Annotated in this window: 12 protein-coding genes and 1 pseudogene; 5 read left to right on the top strand and 8 right to left on the bottom strand. The window is 53.5% G+C overall.

Translation table 11 applies throughout. The features are described from left to right. Positions 1 to 30: 30 nt before the first annotated feature. Positions 31 to 1,782: an ABC transporter ATP-binding protein/permease gene (locus IAE37_RS11295; protein ID WP_201173424.1), complete on the bottom strand. Its 1,752-nt coding sequence runs from the start codon at positions 1,780 to 1,782 to the stop codon at positions 31 to 33. 186 nt (positions 1,783 to 1,968) lie between these two features. On the opposite strand from IAE37_RS11295, the gene IAE37_RS11290 reads away from it, so the two are divergent. From IAE37_RS11290 to IAE37_RS11280, 3 genes are read left to right on the top strand one after another with little or no spacing between them, the layout of a single operon-like run. Further along, positions 1,969 to 4,389, top strand: coding sequence for a TonB-dependent siderophore receptor (locus tag IAE37_RS11290; protein WP_201173422.1), 2,421 nt, complete (start codon positions 1,969 to 1,971; stop codon positions 4,387 to 4,389). 59 nt (positions 4,390 to 4,448) lie between these two features. Continuing rightward, on the top strand, positions 4,449 to 4,775 hold the full coding sequence (locus tag IAE37_RS11285; protein WP_201173420.1) for a thioredoxin family protein: 327 nt from the start codon (positions 4,449 to 4,451) through the stop codon (positions 4,773 to 4,775). 22 nt (positions 4,776 to 4,797) lie between these two features. Continuing rightward, complete coding sequence (locus IAE37_RS11280) at positions 4,798 to 5,742, top strand: hypothetical protein (RefSeq protein ID WP_201173419.1); 945 nt, start codon at positions 4,798 to 4,800, stop codon at positions 5,740 to 5,742. A 76-nt stretch (positions 5,743 to 5,818) separates the two neighbouring features. On the opposite strand, the gene IAE37_RS11275 is transcribed toward IAE37_RS11280, so the two are convergent. From IAE37_RS11275 to exaC, 7 genes and pseudogenes are all read right to left on the bottom strand, one after another. Next, positions 5,819 to 6,928: a FecR domain-containing protein gene (locus tag IAE37_RS11275; protein ID WP_268933317.1), complete on the bottom strand. Its 1,110-nt coding sequence runs from the start codon at positions 6,926 to 6,928 to the stop codon at positions 5,819 to 5,821. Further along, a pseudogene (locus IAE37_RS11270) lies at positions 6,819 to 7,258 on the bottom strand (sigma-70 family RNA polymerase sigma factor). The gene IAE37_RS11275 and the pseudogene IAE37_RS11270 overlap by 110 nt, the downstream one beginning before the upstream one ends. A 1,076-nt stretch (positions 7,259 to 8,334) precedes the next feature. Then, positions 8,335 to 9,066: a precorrin-2 C(20)-methyltransferase gene (locus IAE37_RS11265; protein ID WP_201173684.1), complete on the bottom strand. Its 732-nt coding sequence runs from the start codon at positions 9,064 to 9,066 to the stop codon at positions 8,335 to 8,337. A gap of 88 nt (positions 9,067 to 9,154) precedes the next feature. After that, positions 9,155 to 9,958, bottom strand: a complete 804-nt coding sequence (gene eutC / locus IAE37_RS11260) for an ethanolamine ammonia-lyase subunit EutC (protein ID WP_201173418.1) — start codon at positions 9,956 to 9,958, stop codon at positions 9,155 to 9,157. A gap of 42 nt (positions 9,959 to 10,000) precedes the next feature. After that, on the bottom strand, positions 10,001 to 11,395 hold the full coding sequence (locus IAE37_RS11255; protein WP_201173396.1) for an ethanolamine ammonia-lyase subunit EutB: 1,395 nt from the start codon (positions 11,393 to 11,395) through the stop codon (positions 10,001 to 10,003). A 44-nt stretch (positions 11,396 to 11,439) separates the two neighbouring features. Then, positions 11,440 to 12,891, bottom strand: coding sequence for an ethanolamine permease (gene eat, locus IAE37_RS11250; RefSeq protein ID WP_201173394.1), 1,452 nt, complete (start codon positions 12,889 to 12,891; stop codon positions 11,440 to 11,442). A 74-nt stretch (positions 12,892 to 12,965) separates the two neighbouring features. Beyond that, positions 12,966 to 14,486: an acetaldehyde dehydrogenase ExaC gene (gene exaC, locus IAE37_RS11245; RefSeq protein ID WP_201173393.1), complete on the bottom strand. Its 1,521-nt coding sequence runs from the start codon at positions 14,484 to 14,486 to the stop codon at positions 12,966 to 12,968. 347 nt (positions 14,487 to 14,833) lie between these two features. On the opposite strand from exaC, the gene qhpR reads away from it, so the two are divergent. Both qhpR and IAE37_RS11235 read left to right on the top strand, forming a co-directional pair. Beyond that, positions 14,834 to 15,862, top strand: coding sequence for an AraC-like transcriptional regulator QhpR (gene qhpR / locus IAE37_RS11240; RefSeq protein ID WP_236409908.1), 1,029 nt, complete (start codon positions 14,834 to 14,836; stop codon positions 15,860 to 15,862). 231 nt (positions 15,863 to 16,093) lie between these two features. Further along, positions 16,094 to 16,663 (top strand): cob(I)yrinic acid a,c-diamide adenosyltransferase, encoded by a 570-nt coding sequence (locus IAE37_RS11235; protein WP_201173388.1) that lies wholly within the window; start codon positions 16,094 to 16,096, stop codon positions 16,661 to 16,663. The last annotated feature ends 27 nt before the right edge of the window (positions 16,664 to 16,690 follow it).

The raw sequence follows: 16,690 nt of genomic DNA, 5'->3' as shown, positions 1-16,690 counted from the left end.
CAAATTTGCGTATGGGATTGAGTCTGGGGCTCAGGCGGTAGGCTTGACGCAGTCGGTTAGCTCTTGCGGGGCGTTAAGTGCTCGAGGCTCCTGCATACCTTTGTCTGATAAATGCAGGCAGTGGTGGTGGAACACACGCAGGGACATTCGGTGTGCCACACTGACGATCGCTGTGTTGGGAAGGCTTTCGACTAAGGCGGTGTACACGGTTTCTTCAGTAGCCATGTCCAACGCACTGGTCGCTTCATCTAGGAACAGGAAGTCAGGGCGGTGCAACAGGGCGCGGGCAATTGCGAGTCGTTGCTGCTCACCCATCGACAGGGTTCTGCCCCAGCGTGCCTGCTCGTGTAAGCGGCTGGTGAACATCTGCAAAGCGCACGAGGTCAACACTGCTGAACAGGCTTCGTCACTGAAATACGCTTCGGCTGCGGGGTAGCAAAGGGCCGCCTTGAAACTGCCGGTTGGCAGGTAGCTTTTTTGCGGCAGAAATAGCTGGCTGGCTCCACGGGGGATGACGATGCTGCCCGAACCCCGTGTCCACATGCCCGCAATGGCCCTGAGCAAGGTGCTCTTCCCGATCCCAGATCGCCCGGTCAACAGCCAGCGTTCACCCGGCTTGATTTCGATGTCGTCCACTTGCACCGGAACATCAGACGAACCCACCCCAAGCTCCAGATTGCTGATGAGCAAACTGGCGCGCCTTTTGTGGTGCTGCTTAATGCCGTCATGCAGAGGTTCGTCGATTTGACGGTTCAGCTGGTTCAGTCGGTGAATCACGGCCTGTAGCGTTGCCAGCAATTCGTATTGATTTGCGAAGAAGCCAAACCCGGCAGCAACGGAGAGCCATGCCATTTGGGTGGCCATGACATTACCGAGGTCGGTCTTGCCAGCCATCAGCTGCGGCACCATGACGAAGAGCGGCAGCAGGCTACTTATACGGCCAGTGAAACCTGTGACCGACTCCAGTTTGGCTTCGACCAGGAAGCTTCGCTTAGCGACATTCCAGATGGCGTCGAACCTTTGTGTCAGCTTGCTTTGTTCGTTGGCCTCGCCACGATAGAAAGCAATCTGTTCAGCATTATCTCGCACTTGGATGAGGCTATAACGAAGGTCCGCTTCAGTGGACTCTTTCTGAACGTTGATGTCCTTCAACCGCCACCCGGCCCAGTGTGTGGTGATCCAGTCGATTGCCGCATAAGCAATCGCCAGCCAGAACATGTAGCCCGCAATGTGTATGTCTACGCCGAACAGAGTAGTGTCAAAGTCGCCGCCGCGGGTCCACGTGATGTAGCTGTAGGAGCCCATCGAGACAAGCATCGCAATGAAACCGATCGTCAAGGAGACGGTCATCCGGATGAACTGGGTAATGTCGTCCGCAATACGTTGGTCTGGGTTATCACCGTCATTATCGCGCTCGATGCGGTAGTAGGCCGATCGCGAAAGCCATCTTGTAACCATGTGATCAAAGAGCCCTTTACGCCAGCGCAGTTGCAGCCAGGACCTCAGGAAACCCTGTATGACGTGGTTGAAGAGCATCACGATGGAGTATCCGATCAATACCGGCACGGCTGACCAAAAAGCAGCCGCGTTCAGATGCTGAAGAGCGTTGAAGAAGTTGGCGTACCAACTGTTGTACTGCACGCCCAGCCAGGCCCCTGACATGCCCAGGAACAGCAGCAGGCTGGCCAATGCCGCTCCTTTGAAGCGATCGCGGGATGTCCAGTATGGCAGTAGCAACTGGGTGACAGGCCAGCGGCCAACGCGGGCGAGGAGATTCTTCATTTGGCATCCAATCGGTCAGCAAGGAGAGAAGGGCTTTCTCTACTTGTTGTGCAATTGGTCTGCGAAAGTGACAGCAGCTGACGGAAAATTTTTTTTTCACGCTGGTGCTGTCACTTTTGCAGTCTCGTTGCACATGAAGGGTATGAACGCCGTTTGAAACCCTCACCTTCCTGGAATGCTCCGAACATGAGCCCATCGTTCTCGCGTCAATCTGTACGAGGTCCTGTGTATTCACTACTGGCTGTGGCTCTGCTGCAGGCAGCATGTCTCACCCTTCCTGGCGCTTGCGTCCAGGCAGCTACAGTCATTGAGTTTCAGCAAAGCGAGCTACCGCTGGGCGACGCGTTGCTGTCCATTTCTCGTCGAAGTGGCGTCACAGTTATCTTCGACCCCGAATTGGTGAAACCCTATCGAGCTGCGGCGATTCAAGGCTCCATGGGTGTAGAGGTGGCGTTGCGTCATGCCTTGGGCTCTTCCGGATTGACGCTGGAGCGTACACCCAACGGCGCTTTCACAATTCGTCCTGGGCTGCCAAGCGAGCAAGGGCGAGAGATTGAAAGCGCTGTGGGTTTATCGGCAGTCAACTCGGTAGCCACCAAGGCGGACATCGTGCTGCCGGAACTACAGGTCACGGCCGAGCGGATTCGAAAAGGCTATGCCGCCGACAGCACCAGTGCTGCAACACGTTCTTCTACGCCCTTACTGGAACTGGCACAGTCCGTTAGCACCGTGCCTCAGGAGCTTATGCAGGACCAGCAAGCTCCTAATCTCTATTCTGCACTGGACAACGTAAGCAGCTTTGCTCAGACCAGCTTTGGTATTGGCGGTGACTCTGGCTACTCCGTCCGCGGCTTTGCAGTTGATAGCGTCATGACGGACGGGATGCTCACTCAGGGTACCTACGCCATGAACACGCCCACCATTGCGGTGGAAAGCGTCGAGGTTGTCAAAGGTCCATCGAGTGTTATTGGCGGTGCGATGGCGAAGTTTGGCGGTGTGGTGAACCTGGTCACGAAGAAGCCGCAAGCAACACCCACTCAACAAATTCAAATCACCACAGATACCGAGGGCCGCATGCAAACCGGCCTGGACTTGGCTGGTGCATTGAACGAGGGTAAAGAACTTCGAGGGCGCTTGATTGCGTCGGGGGAGAAGGCAGCCAACACCAGCCTCGGCTGGGACGGTGGCAAGGATTATTACTTCGCCCCTACTTTGGAATGGAAGGGTGAGGCAAATACTTTCTTGATCGGTACTGAGGTACAAAATACCGAAAGGCCCTTTGGTAACATTGCGTACTTCACAACGGCGCACTTGAATGATAAGGATTACCTGCCCGTTTACCACGCCAAAGATGATGGGGTGAGCTATAAGCGCCGCCGGACGCATTTTGACTACTCCTTAGACCTAGAAGACAACTGGAAGATTGGCTTCCGCGGTCAATATCAGGAGCAGGAATCGGACGGTCGCTATTGGCTGCAGCGCACGGCTGCTTATACTTTGCCCTATCAGGTAAGCCGTGTAGTGGTGAACAAGCAGCATCTTTACACTCAATACAAGTCCACTAACGCGCAGTTTGACCTGGCGAAAGAACTCGACCTGGGGCCGGTCAATAATCGCTTCTTGCTCGGTGTTGATTGGACGCGCTCTAAGACCGCTTACGACTTCAGCGCCGACTATCGTGGCCTGCTATTATTTCCCGCAGGAACCACAGGGGTGCTGCCATCGGCAGATGAACTTCCAGCAGATGCGTACAAGCGAATAAACACGCATTATGGGTATATCGAGAGAGGGGTATTTTTTCAAGACCAGATGACGTTCTGGGATGATTTGCATGTTACTGCGCAAATTAGGCACGTATCCTATCAGCCCGCTTATACCTCGGTGGATACATCGGAGGCCGTTTCCCGAAATTTGTATAATCTAGGTGTCTCATATGAATACCTTCCTGGTGCTACAGTATATGCGAGTTATAGTGAAGGGTTGCGTCCTCCAACTACGGCTGTGAGTGAAAGCGGCTCCCCACTGCCTCCAATCGAAGCTAAGCAATATGAGATAGGGTCAAAAAATGCATTTTTTGATGAGCGCTTAGTAATTACTGCGGCTTACTTCAAAATCGAGGAGTTAAATACTCCTGAGCTGGATGAAAACGGTACGACATATCATACGATTGATGGTGTGACGAATCGTGGGGTGGAATTAGAGATTAACGGACGTATTACTCCAGCCTTAAACGTCAGTGCAGCCTATACCTATTCCAAATCTGACTCTTCTGACGGCTACGTAGTAACCGGCTTTGCGCGTCAGAAGCTGAACTTGTGGGCGCAATATCGCTTTCTCCAGCCCGAGTTGACGGGTTGGTCGATAGGAGGAGGAATCGTTGCTCGCTCAAGCACCGTACCACCGCTGCTTCCAGAGGGTGTCGAAGGGAAAAACCCAGGAAATGCACGCATAGATGCAATGGCGGGCTACGACGCTAAGGATTGGTCAGTCAAGTTTGGTGTACGTAACGTTGCCAATCGTGTTCTGTTCAGCCAGGGGTCTAGCCCTGCTTACGCCTCACTCGAACCCAAGCGAACACTGACGATGACTGCCAATTACCGTTTCTAAACTTTGGCAGGCTCTAATGCTCACCTCCGCTACGAAAGGTTAAAAATTAAAGGATCTTTATGGCTGCCCCATTGTTTGATGTGAATGTGTCTGAATTTGATACTGAGGTGTTAGATGCTGGTCTGCCAGTATTAATTGACTTTTGGGCACCTTGGTGTGGACCCTGCCGTGCTTTAGAACCCCTAATTCAGCACGTTGCTGATGAGTTTGATGGTCGTGTGAAAGTCGTCAAGATCAACATAGATGAGGCGATGGGACTCGCGCATAAATTTGGCGTCCGCTCGGTGCCAACTTTGGTGCTTGTAAATGGCCAGGATGTGTTGGGGGCTATTGTCAGTCCATCGCGCACTAGGGTGTATGGATTGTTGGATGAACACCTCGCTTGAACATCTTTGAAGGGCTAATTTAATGGTTTCACATGTAACAGCTTTTCATGGCCTTATTCAGGCCAAGCACGATATCATTTGCAAAGCTAGCGAGCTTGCCTCATCAGGCAGCATCAAACTGATTAAGCCACCAGCGCTCGACAGTGCCTCTGGGACTGGGACTGCTTTTGCTTTGCTCGTCAATGACGTGAGTTATGCTACGGCAGAAAGAGAGTTGGGTATTCCTACCTCGGTGGCCCTGGTGAATGACATTTTGCTTGCAGGCATGGGGCGTGACGTATGGGTGGATGATCAATTTATCGATATGAGTCCTGTCGACTCCGTGCAAGCTTTCCTGGATTGGCTGGAGGCTGTACCTGTGGGGATCAGCCTCGATACGCTACAGGCCAGATTCATTGCAGCATTTCTACGGGGGGTGCTAGCTGGCGGCGACGGTTTGCCGTTGGCTGAAAATATCCCAGCAACGCTCCGAACGGTAATGGGGGAGGTGGCGACGCTGCATGATCTGACCGAGACTCTGGCAACGGATTGGTCATCCCTGCGTAAGCGTGCTATTCAGGTAACGCGCGAACTTGAGCATACTCAGTTCGAACCCCTGGCAGTATTCGTGGAAAGTATCGTATGGCCCACAAGAACCGTACCTGAGGAGTTACCAAATGCGTTTCAGAGACTTCAGGGGGCGATACGCCGCCAGGAAGGTCGTAAATCCTACACGCAAGAAGAGCTAGACTTGCAGACAAACTACTTGGAGGCGGTTATCCGCTTCCAGAAAGTAAACTCCACGCTCAGCGCGCATGAAGTTGTAGCGCAGCTACCTGAGGCTAAGATGTTGGGAGACTTCCTCAAAAGTGAGCGCGGCCAGCAAGTCAAACGAGATTCGCTGGAGATAGGTAGTCAAGTTGGTGCTTCGATCGCTACCTATGCTTACTCGATCTGGATAAGTACGACGCGTTCAATCGCTGTCTGATCAGTAGCCTGCTTCCATGATGTGAATCGCCCATGGTCAAGTTAAATTGGCCATGGGATTTGCGCTTCACTGGGTACTAAGCGATGTCGATTGAAGTCCACAACGAACCGATTTTCTTGACCTTGATCGGCATGCTTTGGGCGAGAGCATCTAGGGCGAAGGGGACGTCATCGAGCGGGAAGATACCGCTTATACGTAGTTTCGCAGCTTGAGGTGATAGCTGGATGAAGCCGTGCCAATAATCGGACAATGCCGCGACGACGTCCTCTAGTCGACGATTATTGACTTGCAGCTTACCGTCAATCCAGGCTGTTTCAGCGTAGGGGGAAAGCTGAGGGACGATCCGGCTGCCGCCAAAACTCACATCAGCTGACTGGCCTGCTTTGATAGGCGCTAGAGCTGAACCAGCTGATGACATGACACGCAGTTCACCTTCGACCACGTTGACTCTGGTGGAGCCATCGTTTTGTCTCAGGCTGAATGTTCCCGAGCTGGCGATGAATTGACCTTCCGCCGTGCTTATCAGTAAGTCTTGGCTCAGGGGGAGCTGTCGCTGGAGCAGGAGTTCTCCACCGAGCAGCTCAAGGCTCAATCCAGAGCTTCCTGAGATCATATTTACCGCTGTCTTGGCATTAAGGATGATAGATGTTCCGTCCGGCAATCTGCTGGATTGGCGGAGGCCTGTCGCTGTTCTGAAATCCGCGGTACTCCTGCGGTAAATCGAGGATTGGGGCAATAAGATTGCAGTGCCAATTCCTGCAATCGCAAGCGAAAGCAAGGTCCGTACAGCGCTTCGCCTTCTGATTGGGGCCATGAGTGAAGAGTGCACGGCTTTTTCAGGCAATCCAGATTCAGTCAAGGTTTCAAAGTGGCCTAAAGTTTTTTCGATTCTTTTACACGCGGTCTCATTGAGAGGGCTAGCATCTCTCCATGATTTGAACGCTTCAATATCCTCCGCGTTGGCTGTACCCGAGCGGAGGAGAATCATCCACTCAACCGCTGCACTGGCAGAAGGATCCAAGAGTGAGTCGCTACGCAGATCTGATGATCGCCCTGTCACTGGCAATTCCTTGTGGTTATTCTTGGGTGGCCAGGTAGCAGGCAGTAAGCGCTTTTGACATATACTGACGAACCATGCTTGCCGACACGCCAAGTTTGTCTCCGATCTCGGAGTAGGTAAGCCCATCCAGTTGGTTGTAAAGAAAGGCTTGGCGCGCTTTTGTGGATAGCGTGCTGAGGGCTTGGTCTATGGCTACTAGCGCTTCAAGAACTAGCGCGCGTTCCTCTGGGGAGGGATATAACTCCTCAGGTCTACTCGACAAAGCTTGAAGGTAGGATGCTTCTATGTCTCTTCGCCGCCAAAGCTCGTAAGTTATCCGCTGGGCGATTGTTGTTAGAATCGCGCGTGGCTCTCTAAGTGACGCTAAATCCTTTACAGCAGCCAGCTGTGTAAACGATTCGGAGGCTACATCTTCAGCGGCATATGCGCAGCCGAGCTTGAACGAAGCTTTGTCATCAGCCACTTATAATCGCTGCGAAAAACGAGGCTAAGAATGTCATTGCGTATCTTCAGGGGATTTGAGGCTGCGGTGCTCAAACCGTGGCAGACAAGGGGGGAGGTGGCGCAGGAAAAATCGCTCTGTGGGTCGCTTCCAGAACCAGCCGAGACAGGGTCTGAGGCGACGCATTGTGTGGTCATATCTACTGCTCCCCAAGCAAAAAAAGCCCCTGGAATGCTGACGCTCTGCGGTCTGGAAATCGACTCCCAGATGCTTACGCAAGCAAGGACGTGCGAAAAGGGTCACCCCTCAATCGCAGGGGGCCACCGATACCGGGAGCAGGTGCAGCAAAGCCCATGGTTCGAAAACTGAATCGTTTCATTGTCGCAGATGCGACCACTGAAGGAGTGTTTATAGTCCTAGATTTGACCTATAACTCAAAATATCTTTTTTTGATTTTTAAATAGCTAAATCTTCTTAAGGGCTCTCAAGGCCAATTCCGTGATCTAGGCAAGCTGACGATGGCGCATGCTTGGGTCAGGTAGCGATGGAACGTGCCCAGTGCAGAACTAGCACTCGCCGCGTACCTCAAAGTACATACCTCTGAAAAGGGGGGGGCGCTGTATCGACTGGAAGAGTAACTACCTCTCGTTAGCCTTGACCGAAACGTTCGGGTGGCAGGCAGATCAAACGCTCTAAGTCGAGGTGAATAGAATGAGCGTTATTGAGATGCATTCCGCCAATCCAGATAATGAATTCAGTTCATAGGTCGCCATCGATGCTTTCAGTGCTCCCGGGCGGGCGAACTCCAAATGGGTACGATCCATAGGTAGTGAACTGGTTATAGATGCTCAACGTTTGGCTGGTTGCGAAGCGTATGGTCAGGCTTCGGAGGGCGATACTTGGGGTGGAAATCGCCATGAGCAGCATGTCGTGCTGGTGTGGCTCGTGCAGGGTAGCGCTGAGCGAGGTGTAGGTCCGGTTAGTACCCTCGACCTGGTCAGCCTAGCCATGGATTGATGCCTGCTGGATGGGTTGCGCAGTTGTAAGTCTGCCAACGCTGAGCAATTGGATTGAGGCGGCTTGTAGGTGGTCACCCCTGCCATTTTTCACCCGGCACGATGATCAGCGAGAAATAAGGCGACGACTGAGGGTCGACCTGATCAAGTGATACAATCTTCTGGTTTGCCATGGTTGCCCGCTCCACATATAGGGCACGTTTGTCGAGTCCCAGTTCGGATAGCGCTAGCCGTACTTTGGGGAAATTGCGCCCGACCTTCATGATCACTGCCGCGTCGGCGCCGGCCAAGCGGCGCTTGAGTTGTTCCGCCGGCAATACCCCCGAGAGCACTAATAAGCTCTGGTTGCGGTACACCAGCGGTGCGCCCAACACCGATGCCCCACCCAACATTGAGCAGACGCCTGGGATCACATCCGCTTCGTAGCGCGGTGCCAGACGATCGTGAAGGTACATATAAGATCCATAAAAAAATGGATCGCCTTCACAAATCACCGCCACGTCGCGGCCGGCATCAAGATGCTCGGCCACCTGCAAAGCGGCCTCATCGTAGAAGTCACTGATTACTTGCTCATAACATAGCGGTGCCGGCAATACTTCCGTGGTTAGTGGGTAGACCAGCGGAAGCAAGGTCTGCTCAGGCTGCAGATATTCTTCGACGATTCCGAACGCGTTTCCACGTTTTCCCTTGGCAACGAAGTATCCCACCACCGGTGCTTTTTGCAGCAGGCGCAGGGCCTTGAGGGTAATTAGTTCGGCGTCGCCAGGACCAACACCCAGTCCCATGAGTCGTCCGCGCCGAACCATCATTCGACCCCCGTGTCCGATGCGTTGACTGCGTCAGCAATCATTGCACTTTGGCCCAGGCGGCCTTGGTTTCTTAGGTTTTTCACTGTTAGAAATTGTCCAACAGGAAGTTGCCAGCGCTTGGCCCATCGAGCGTAGGAATTTCTGCTTCATCCTTCAAATCAACACCTGATAGCTGTCGCTTACAGGCCTCGCGCATCAAGTACATCAAGCGGAACGCTGCTGTACCATACGGTAAGCCTTCAAGACGGACATTCGAGATGCAATTTCGACTCGCGTCAGTGAGACCTACTCTCGGTCCGTAGGTAAAGTACAGACCCAGGCTATCGGGTGAACTGAGCCCAGGGCGCTCACCAATGAGGATGACCGTCATTTTGGCATTCAAGATTTCACCGACCTGATCAGCTACCGCGACGCGTCCCTGTTGCACAAAGCATACGGGGGCGACAGTCCACCCTTCTTCATTGAAACTCGCTTTCAGCCTCTGCAGAAACGGTACGGTGTGCCGCTGAATAGCTAACGCCGATAGCCCGTCAGCCACAACGATTGCCACGTCGAAAGCTTCCTTTCGCTCGCAGGCATAGTTGCGCAGAAATACGTCGGATTCCTCGTGCAGTTTCCTGCCAAGGTCCGGGCGCTGCAGATAGGTATCTCTGTCAGTCGCAGCGCTTTTCAGTTTCAAGCTATCCAGACCAAGCTGCTGCAGGTTGGTTGCGATAGTTTGAGTATCGAGTGCCGTGTGAACGGCATCCCGCGCCAATGCGTGAGCGAATTGGAAATCGAGTAATGGATCAGTTGGCAAACTGGTGCCCGCGCGCCCGAGTGCGATACGCGCGGGCGTGTGGCTACGCAGATGCTGCCATTGGTTTTGAGTTGCGGGAGATTTCGACATGACAATTTGCCCTTCAAATGCATGCTGCAGCGACTGCGAATGTCAGTTCAGACGACCTATCGTGTGACGAAACGCTGCCGGCATCTCGCTTCCCATGAGTAAATTTCCACCGTTTTGATGGAAAATGCCGGTGGTCTCCAGCCATCTCTCAAACTCCGGCGCAGCATGAAGGCCGAGAATTTTTCTCGCGTAAAGAGCGTCATGGAAAGAGGTCGTTTGGTAGTTGAGCATCACATCGTCGGAGCCTGGAATTCCCATGATGAAGTTGATACCCGCTGCCCCCAGAAGTGTGAGTAGGTTATCCATGTCATCTTGGTCCGCCTCTGCGTGGTTCGTGTAGCAGATGTCACATCCCATAGGCACACCGAGCAACTTGGCGCAGAAATGGTCTTCCAGGCCGGCTCGGATGATCTGCTTGCCGTTGTACAGGTACTCAGGGCCGATGAACCCAACCACAGTGTTCACCAAGAACGGGTTGTAATGCCGAGCTACGGCGTAGGCACGGGTCTCACACGTCTGTTGATCACACCCAAAGTGAGCATTCGCCGACAGAGCGCTACCTTGCCCAGTCTCGAAATACATCACATTGTTGCCCACGGTGCCTCTGTTGAGGCTTAGGCCTGCTTCGTATCCTTCTTGCAAGATCTGTAAGCTGATACCAAAGCTTTTGTTGGCCGCTTCTGAGCCCGCGATCGATTGGAAGACAAGATCCAGGGGGGCTCCACGTTCGATAGCCATGATCGAGTTGGTCACATGGGTGAGGACGCAGGACTGTGTTGGGATCTCGTAGCGTTGGATCACTGCATCCAGCATCTCCACCAACGTGGTGATCGAACTCATGCTGTCTGTGGCCGGGTTGATGCCGATCATGGCATCACCATTCCCGTACAGCAGCCCATCCAACGTACTCGCGGCAATACCAGCGGGGTCGTCAGTAGGGTGGTTGGGCTGTAGGCGAGTAGACATTCGGCCACGCAGGCCCATGGTGTTACGGAAGCGGGTCACCACACGGATTTTCGAAGCAACTAGAACCAGATCCTGTAGCCGCATGATCTTGGATACGGCCGCTGCCATCTCCGGTGTGAGTCCCGGAGCAAGGGTACGCAATGCGGCTTCATCAGCCGCGTCGCTTAGCAACCAGTCACGGAAGCCGCCTACGGTCAGATGGCTCACCGGAGCAAATGCGACCGAATTGTGGGTGTCGATTATGAGGCGGGTGACCTCATCATCCTCGTAGGGAATCACTACCTCCACCAGGAACTGCTTGAGCGGAATGTTGGCCAAGGCCATCTGGGCGGCCACCCGTTCGGCGGCATTGGACGCGGCAACGCCGGCCAAGTAGTCACCAGATCGAGCAGGGCTGGCTTTGGCCATCACTTCACGGAGGCTTTCGAAACGCCAAAGCTGGCCACCAACGGTATGTGTGTACTGCGCCATTGTTCTTACCTCTTAAAAATCGAGTTTCTTTAACGCGACGCTAGTCAGTGCAGCGCCGCCTCAGCAGCTTTCACGGCGGCAAACTCCTCCTCGGGAGTACCGGACACCAGGTGATGACGGCTGTAGAAGGCAAAATAAGCAATGAACAACGCATAGATCCCGATTGCGCCGAGAACAACCCGCGGATCAACCAAGAAGCCAGCCAAGAGTGCGATTGCGGCCAGAACCAGAGCGATGGAGGAGGTCACTACACCGCCGGGAGTACGGTATGGCCGAGGCATATCCGGGCGACGTACACGCAGAGTGATATGGGCAGCCATCATCAGCACGTACGACAGCGTTGCACCGAAAACCGCGATGAGGATCAGCAGGTCACCTTGACCGGTCAGGGAGAGAGCGAAACCGAAGATGCCAGGCACAACGAGAGCGGCTACAGGAGCCTTGTTTTTATTGGTGATCGACAGGCCCCGAGGCAGATAACCTGCTCGTGAGAGCGCGAAAATTTGACGCGAATAGGCGTAGATGATCGAGAAGAAGCTGGCGACCAGGCCTGCCAGACCAACGATGTTCACGAATTGGCTCATCCAGGTCGACTGTCCGTAGACCTTCACCAGTCCTTCGACGAGTGGATTGCCCGAACTGACCAAGGCTTGTGCCCCGGCGGCACCTGGACCTACCAAGAGAATGAGGCTTGCGAAGGTCAGGAGCACCAGCACCGCGCCGATCAAACCGCGTGGCAGGTCTCGTTTTGGGTTTTTTGTCTCTTCGGCAGCCAGTGGCACGCCTTCAACCGCCAGGAAGAACCACATGCCGTACGGAATAGCAGCCCAGATGCCGAAGTACCCTTGAGGCAGGAAATCACTGGCTCCCACAGCAGTGGTGGAGGGTGGAATATCGAACAGGTTGTGCAAGTCCACATGCGGGGCCATGGCGAAGATGAAAACAGCCAGAGCGCAGGCGGCAATTGCGGTAATTACGAACATGATCTTCAGTGCTTCGCCGGCACCCAGAACGTGGATACCAATAAAGATCACATAGAAAGCGAGGTACACCTGCCAGCCACCTAGGCCAAACAGGGATTCACAGTATGACCCGATGAAGCAAGCGATCGCCGCGGGGGCGATGGCATATTCGATGAGAATCGCGGTCCCGGTGAGGAAGCCTCCCCAAGGTCCGAATGCTGTACGGGTAAAGCCATAACCGCCACCTGCGGTGGGGATCATCGAAGATAGCTCGGCGAGCGAGAAGCACATACACAGATACATGCACGCCATCAGCAAGGTCGCCAGGAGCATCCCACCCCATCCACCTTGCGCCAAACCAAAGTTCCACCCGGCGTAGTCACCGGAGATTACATACGCAACGCCAAGGCCAATCAATAGTACCCACCCAGCAGCGCCCTTTTTGAGTTGGCGGCTAGCGAAGTAGTCTTGATCTACGGTTTCAATATCCACCCCTTGGGTGTGGATGACGGTGTGCGGGTCGTGACTTGCCATTGGGATACCCTCTTCGCCCGTCACCAAGATGGTGACGGACGTTATAGTGATTAGATGAGGTTTTGGCGGAGAACTTAGAAGAAGCCGAGCGGATTGGTGCTGTAGCTCACCAGCAGGTTTTTAGTCTGTTGGTAATGGTCGAGCATCATTTTGTGAGTTTCACGACCAACGCCGGATTTCTTGTAACCGCCGAAGGCCGCATGAGCTGGATAGAGGTGGTAGCAGTTGGTCCACACGCGGCCAGCCTGAATTCCACGCCCCATGCGCCAGGCTCGGTTGATGTCGCGGGTCCAGACGCCAGCGCCTAGGCCGAATTCTGTGTCGTTCGCAATGGCCAGAGCTTCTGCTTCGTCCTTGAAGGTAGTAACACCGACCACCGGGCCGAAGATCTCCTCCTGGAACACACGCATCTTGTTGTGGCCTTTGAGCAACGTGGGCTGGATGTAATATCCAGTGGCAAGGTCGCCGCCGAGTTGCTCGCTGCTTCCACCGGCCAACAGTTCAGCGCCTTCGCCTTGAGCGATCTCCATATAGGAGAGGATCTTCTCGTACTGCTGTTGGGAGGCTTGAGCGCCAACCATGGTTTCGGTGTCGAGCGGGTCGCCGCGCTTGATGGCCTTGATCTTCTTCTGCACTTCAACCATGAACGGCTCGAAGATCGACTCCTGAACCAGTGCTCGCGAAGGGCAGGTACATACTTCACCCTGGTTAAAGAATGCGAGGACCAGACCTTCAGCGGCTTTCTCGATGAAGCTCTGTTCGGCCTGCATGATGTCTTCGAAGAAAATGTTGGGCGATTTGCCACCCAGCTCGACCGTCGAAGGAATGATGTTTTCTGCGGCGCATTTCATGATATGCGAGCCAACCGGAGTAGAACCAGTGAACGCGATCTTCGCGATTCGCTTGCTGGTTGCCAGTGCTTCACCGGCTTCGCGTCCAAAGCCTTGGACGATGTTCAGGACACCTGGAGGCAGAAGGTCGCCCACCAGTTCGGCCAGTACAGTGATCGAAAGCGGGGTTTGCTCGGCTGGTTTCAGGACGATGCAATTACCAGCAGCCAGTGCAGGGGCCAGTTTCCAAGCAGCCATCAGCAGCGGAAAATTCCATGGAATGATCTGACCAACTACACCCAGCGGCTCATGAATATGATAGGCAACGGTCGAGTCGTTGATTTCCGCCGCCGACCCTTCTTGGGCGCGGATACAGCCGGCGAAATAACGGAAATGGTCAGCAGCTAAAGGAACGTCTGCATTCAGCGTCTCGCGAACTGGCTTACCGTTGTCCCAGGTTTCGGCGACTGCGAGTACTTCCAGGTTCTGTTCGATCCGATCGGCAATCTTCAGAAGAACCAGGGCGCGATCCTGAACTGAGGTGCGAGCCCAGTCATCTGCGGCGGCGTGAGCGGCATCAAGCGCAAGCTCAATGTCTTCGCTCGTCGACCGTGGAAATTCGGCGATCACCTGACCGGTGACAGGAGTGTTATTCGTGAAATAAGCGCCTTGCTTCGGCGGAACGAACTCCCCGCCAATGTAGTTCCCATAACGGGTCTTGGGGGTGAAGACGGCACCATGGGTGCCAGGCTGAGCGTAGATCATCGATGTCTCCAAGCGGCGTTTCTTATAATAAAATCGCTTGCGCTCCTTCATCGCGCTAGCGACGGGCTGATTTAGATCATGCACCCTCGGTGCCCCCGCTGACTTGACTTTGAATCCAGTCGTCCAGTACCTAAGGTCAACCCGTAGGTTTTTTTTCACATTTTTTTACAAATGCTTGACGCCCAGTGGGAAATGAGGCATCTCTGAAAAGGTCACCCACAGGGATGCGCTTATGACGGCTTGCTCTTACGTTAGGGCGAAATCAGATACACAGAGTATGGGTCTGTTCGTCCGGTTGGCTCAAAATGAACCGGGTTCAAGTTTAGATGCTTATAACAAATTCAAAGATGCCAATCCTAACGGACGCCACGCCGCATAAGGGCGTTCTTGCCGCTGCGGCCACTGGACTGTTCGAATTCATCAAAGGACACGGTGGGGAGCCAGCAAAAGTTATCGGGCAGCTTGGTGTAAATCGCCTTCTGCTTGAAAATCCCACTATAAGTCTGTCGTTGCCTGATTACTGTACTGCATTGGAAGAATCTGCAAGAATTTGCAGGTGTGACAACTTTGGCCTTTATTACGGTCAGCAGTTTCGACCACAGCATCTGGGTTTGCTCGGATATATTGGTCTGTCTTCGCATACACTAGAAGAAGCGCTAGTGAATTTTGCTCGGGCATTTCCTCTCCATCAGCATCATAGTCTCATCCGTCTAATCGATCAGGGTGAAACTTACCGATTCGATTATCAGGTTCGCCACGGAGCGATCATGATACGGCGGCAAGATGCAGAACTCACATTGGGTATGGTGGTAAACCTTATCAGAGAGGTGCTTGGGCGAGACTGGTCTCCTCGAGCGGTTCACTTTGAACACCCGAAGCCAAAGTCCTGGAAAGAGCATGAGCGGTTGTTTGGAGCGCCAGTTCAGTTTGGTCAAAGCTATAATTCTTTAGTCATACCTAAGAATCAGCTAGTTCGACTTATGCCTAGCAGAGACCCGATGTTGTTGGCTTTGATGCAGGGCTCACTTACTCAGATTTCGAGCCAGACCTTCTACCCGCAGCAGACAATGGTTGAAGTGGTTCGCGAGTATGTAAGACAAATGCTCCGCTATGGCGAACCAAAATTAGCGGATGCGGCGCGCGAGATAAAAATTCAAGAGAAGCTTCTACAAGCTAGGCTGCGTGATGAAGGAACATCATTTAGTAAAGTCGTCGATCAAGTCAGAAAAGAGATCGCTTCGTTCTATCTTAAACACTCGGAGCTGAGCGCATCGGAATTGACTTCATTGCTCGGTTACTCAGAGATTAGCGTATTTTCTCGAGCTACTAAGCGCTGGTTTGGTATAGCTTCGACACAGCTTCGAAAGAAAATTTAGTTTAATAGTTGCTCCTGTTTGGTTGGCTGTTTTTGGCAAGGCATTGGCATGGTGCGATTTCCATCTCGAAGTTAATCTGAAAATATTAGTCCGCCTCAGTCAAATGCAAGTGTGTTTTAAGATATATATGGCTTTCCAGTCGCTGGCCGAGTCTCCGCTGCTGGAACGCGATTTCATGCTTCATCGTGTTACACCCAAATAAAATTCCCTGTTTCCATACGGAGGCATTACATGGGTTATCGGTTGTCAAAAATCTACACTCGAACGGGCGACAAAGGCGAAACCGGCCTAGGCGACGGGCGACGGGTTTCCAAGGACCACCCACGCATTGAGGCTATTGGCGAGGTTGATAGCCTGAACAGCCAGCTAGGTATTCTTCTAGCGGGGTTGGCCGAGTCTGAGTTGGACGAAGTGTATGAGATTTTAGCCCCATGTCAGCACCGTTTGTTCGACTTAGGCGGTCAACTGGCTATGCCTATTTATCAGGCCTTGAACGTAGTAGAGGTAGAACGCCTGGAAGCTGTGATCGATAAGTGGAACGAGGAGTTGGGACCGCTGGAGAATTTCATTCTTCCCAGTGGGTCACTGCTGGTTGCCCAAGCCCACGTTTGTCGAAGCCTAGCACGTAGTGCAGAGCGTAGGTGTCAGCAGTTGAATAGCGTGGAGCCACTCGAGGGTGTCGGATTGTGCTACATTAACCGACTCTCGGATTTGCTCTTCGTGGCGGCCCGCATCATCGGTAAGAGGCAGGGAGTCGCGGAAGTACTGTGGCGAGCGGCAGGGGAAGTTCAGGCTGAGTGACACTACAAGTTTATGCCCGCTTTGGGT

Origin of the sequence: Pseudomonas sp. S31 (genome assembly GCF_016648105.1) — a bacterium.
In the GTDB taxonomy this organism is placed as follows: Bacteria; Pseudomonadota; Gammaproteobacteria; order Pseudomonadales; family Pseudomonadaceae; genus Aquipseudomonas.
Note: the sequence above shows the minus strand (reverse complement) of the source record. Positions and strands in the feature narration are given on the sequence as shown.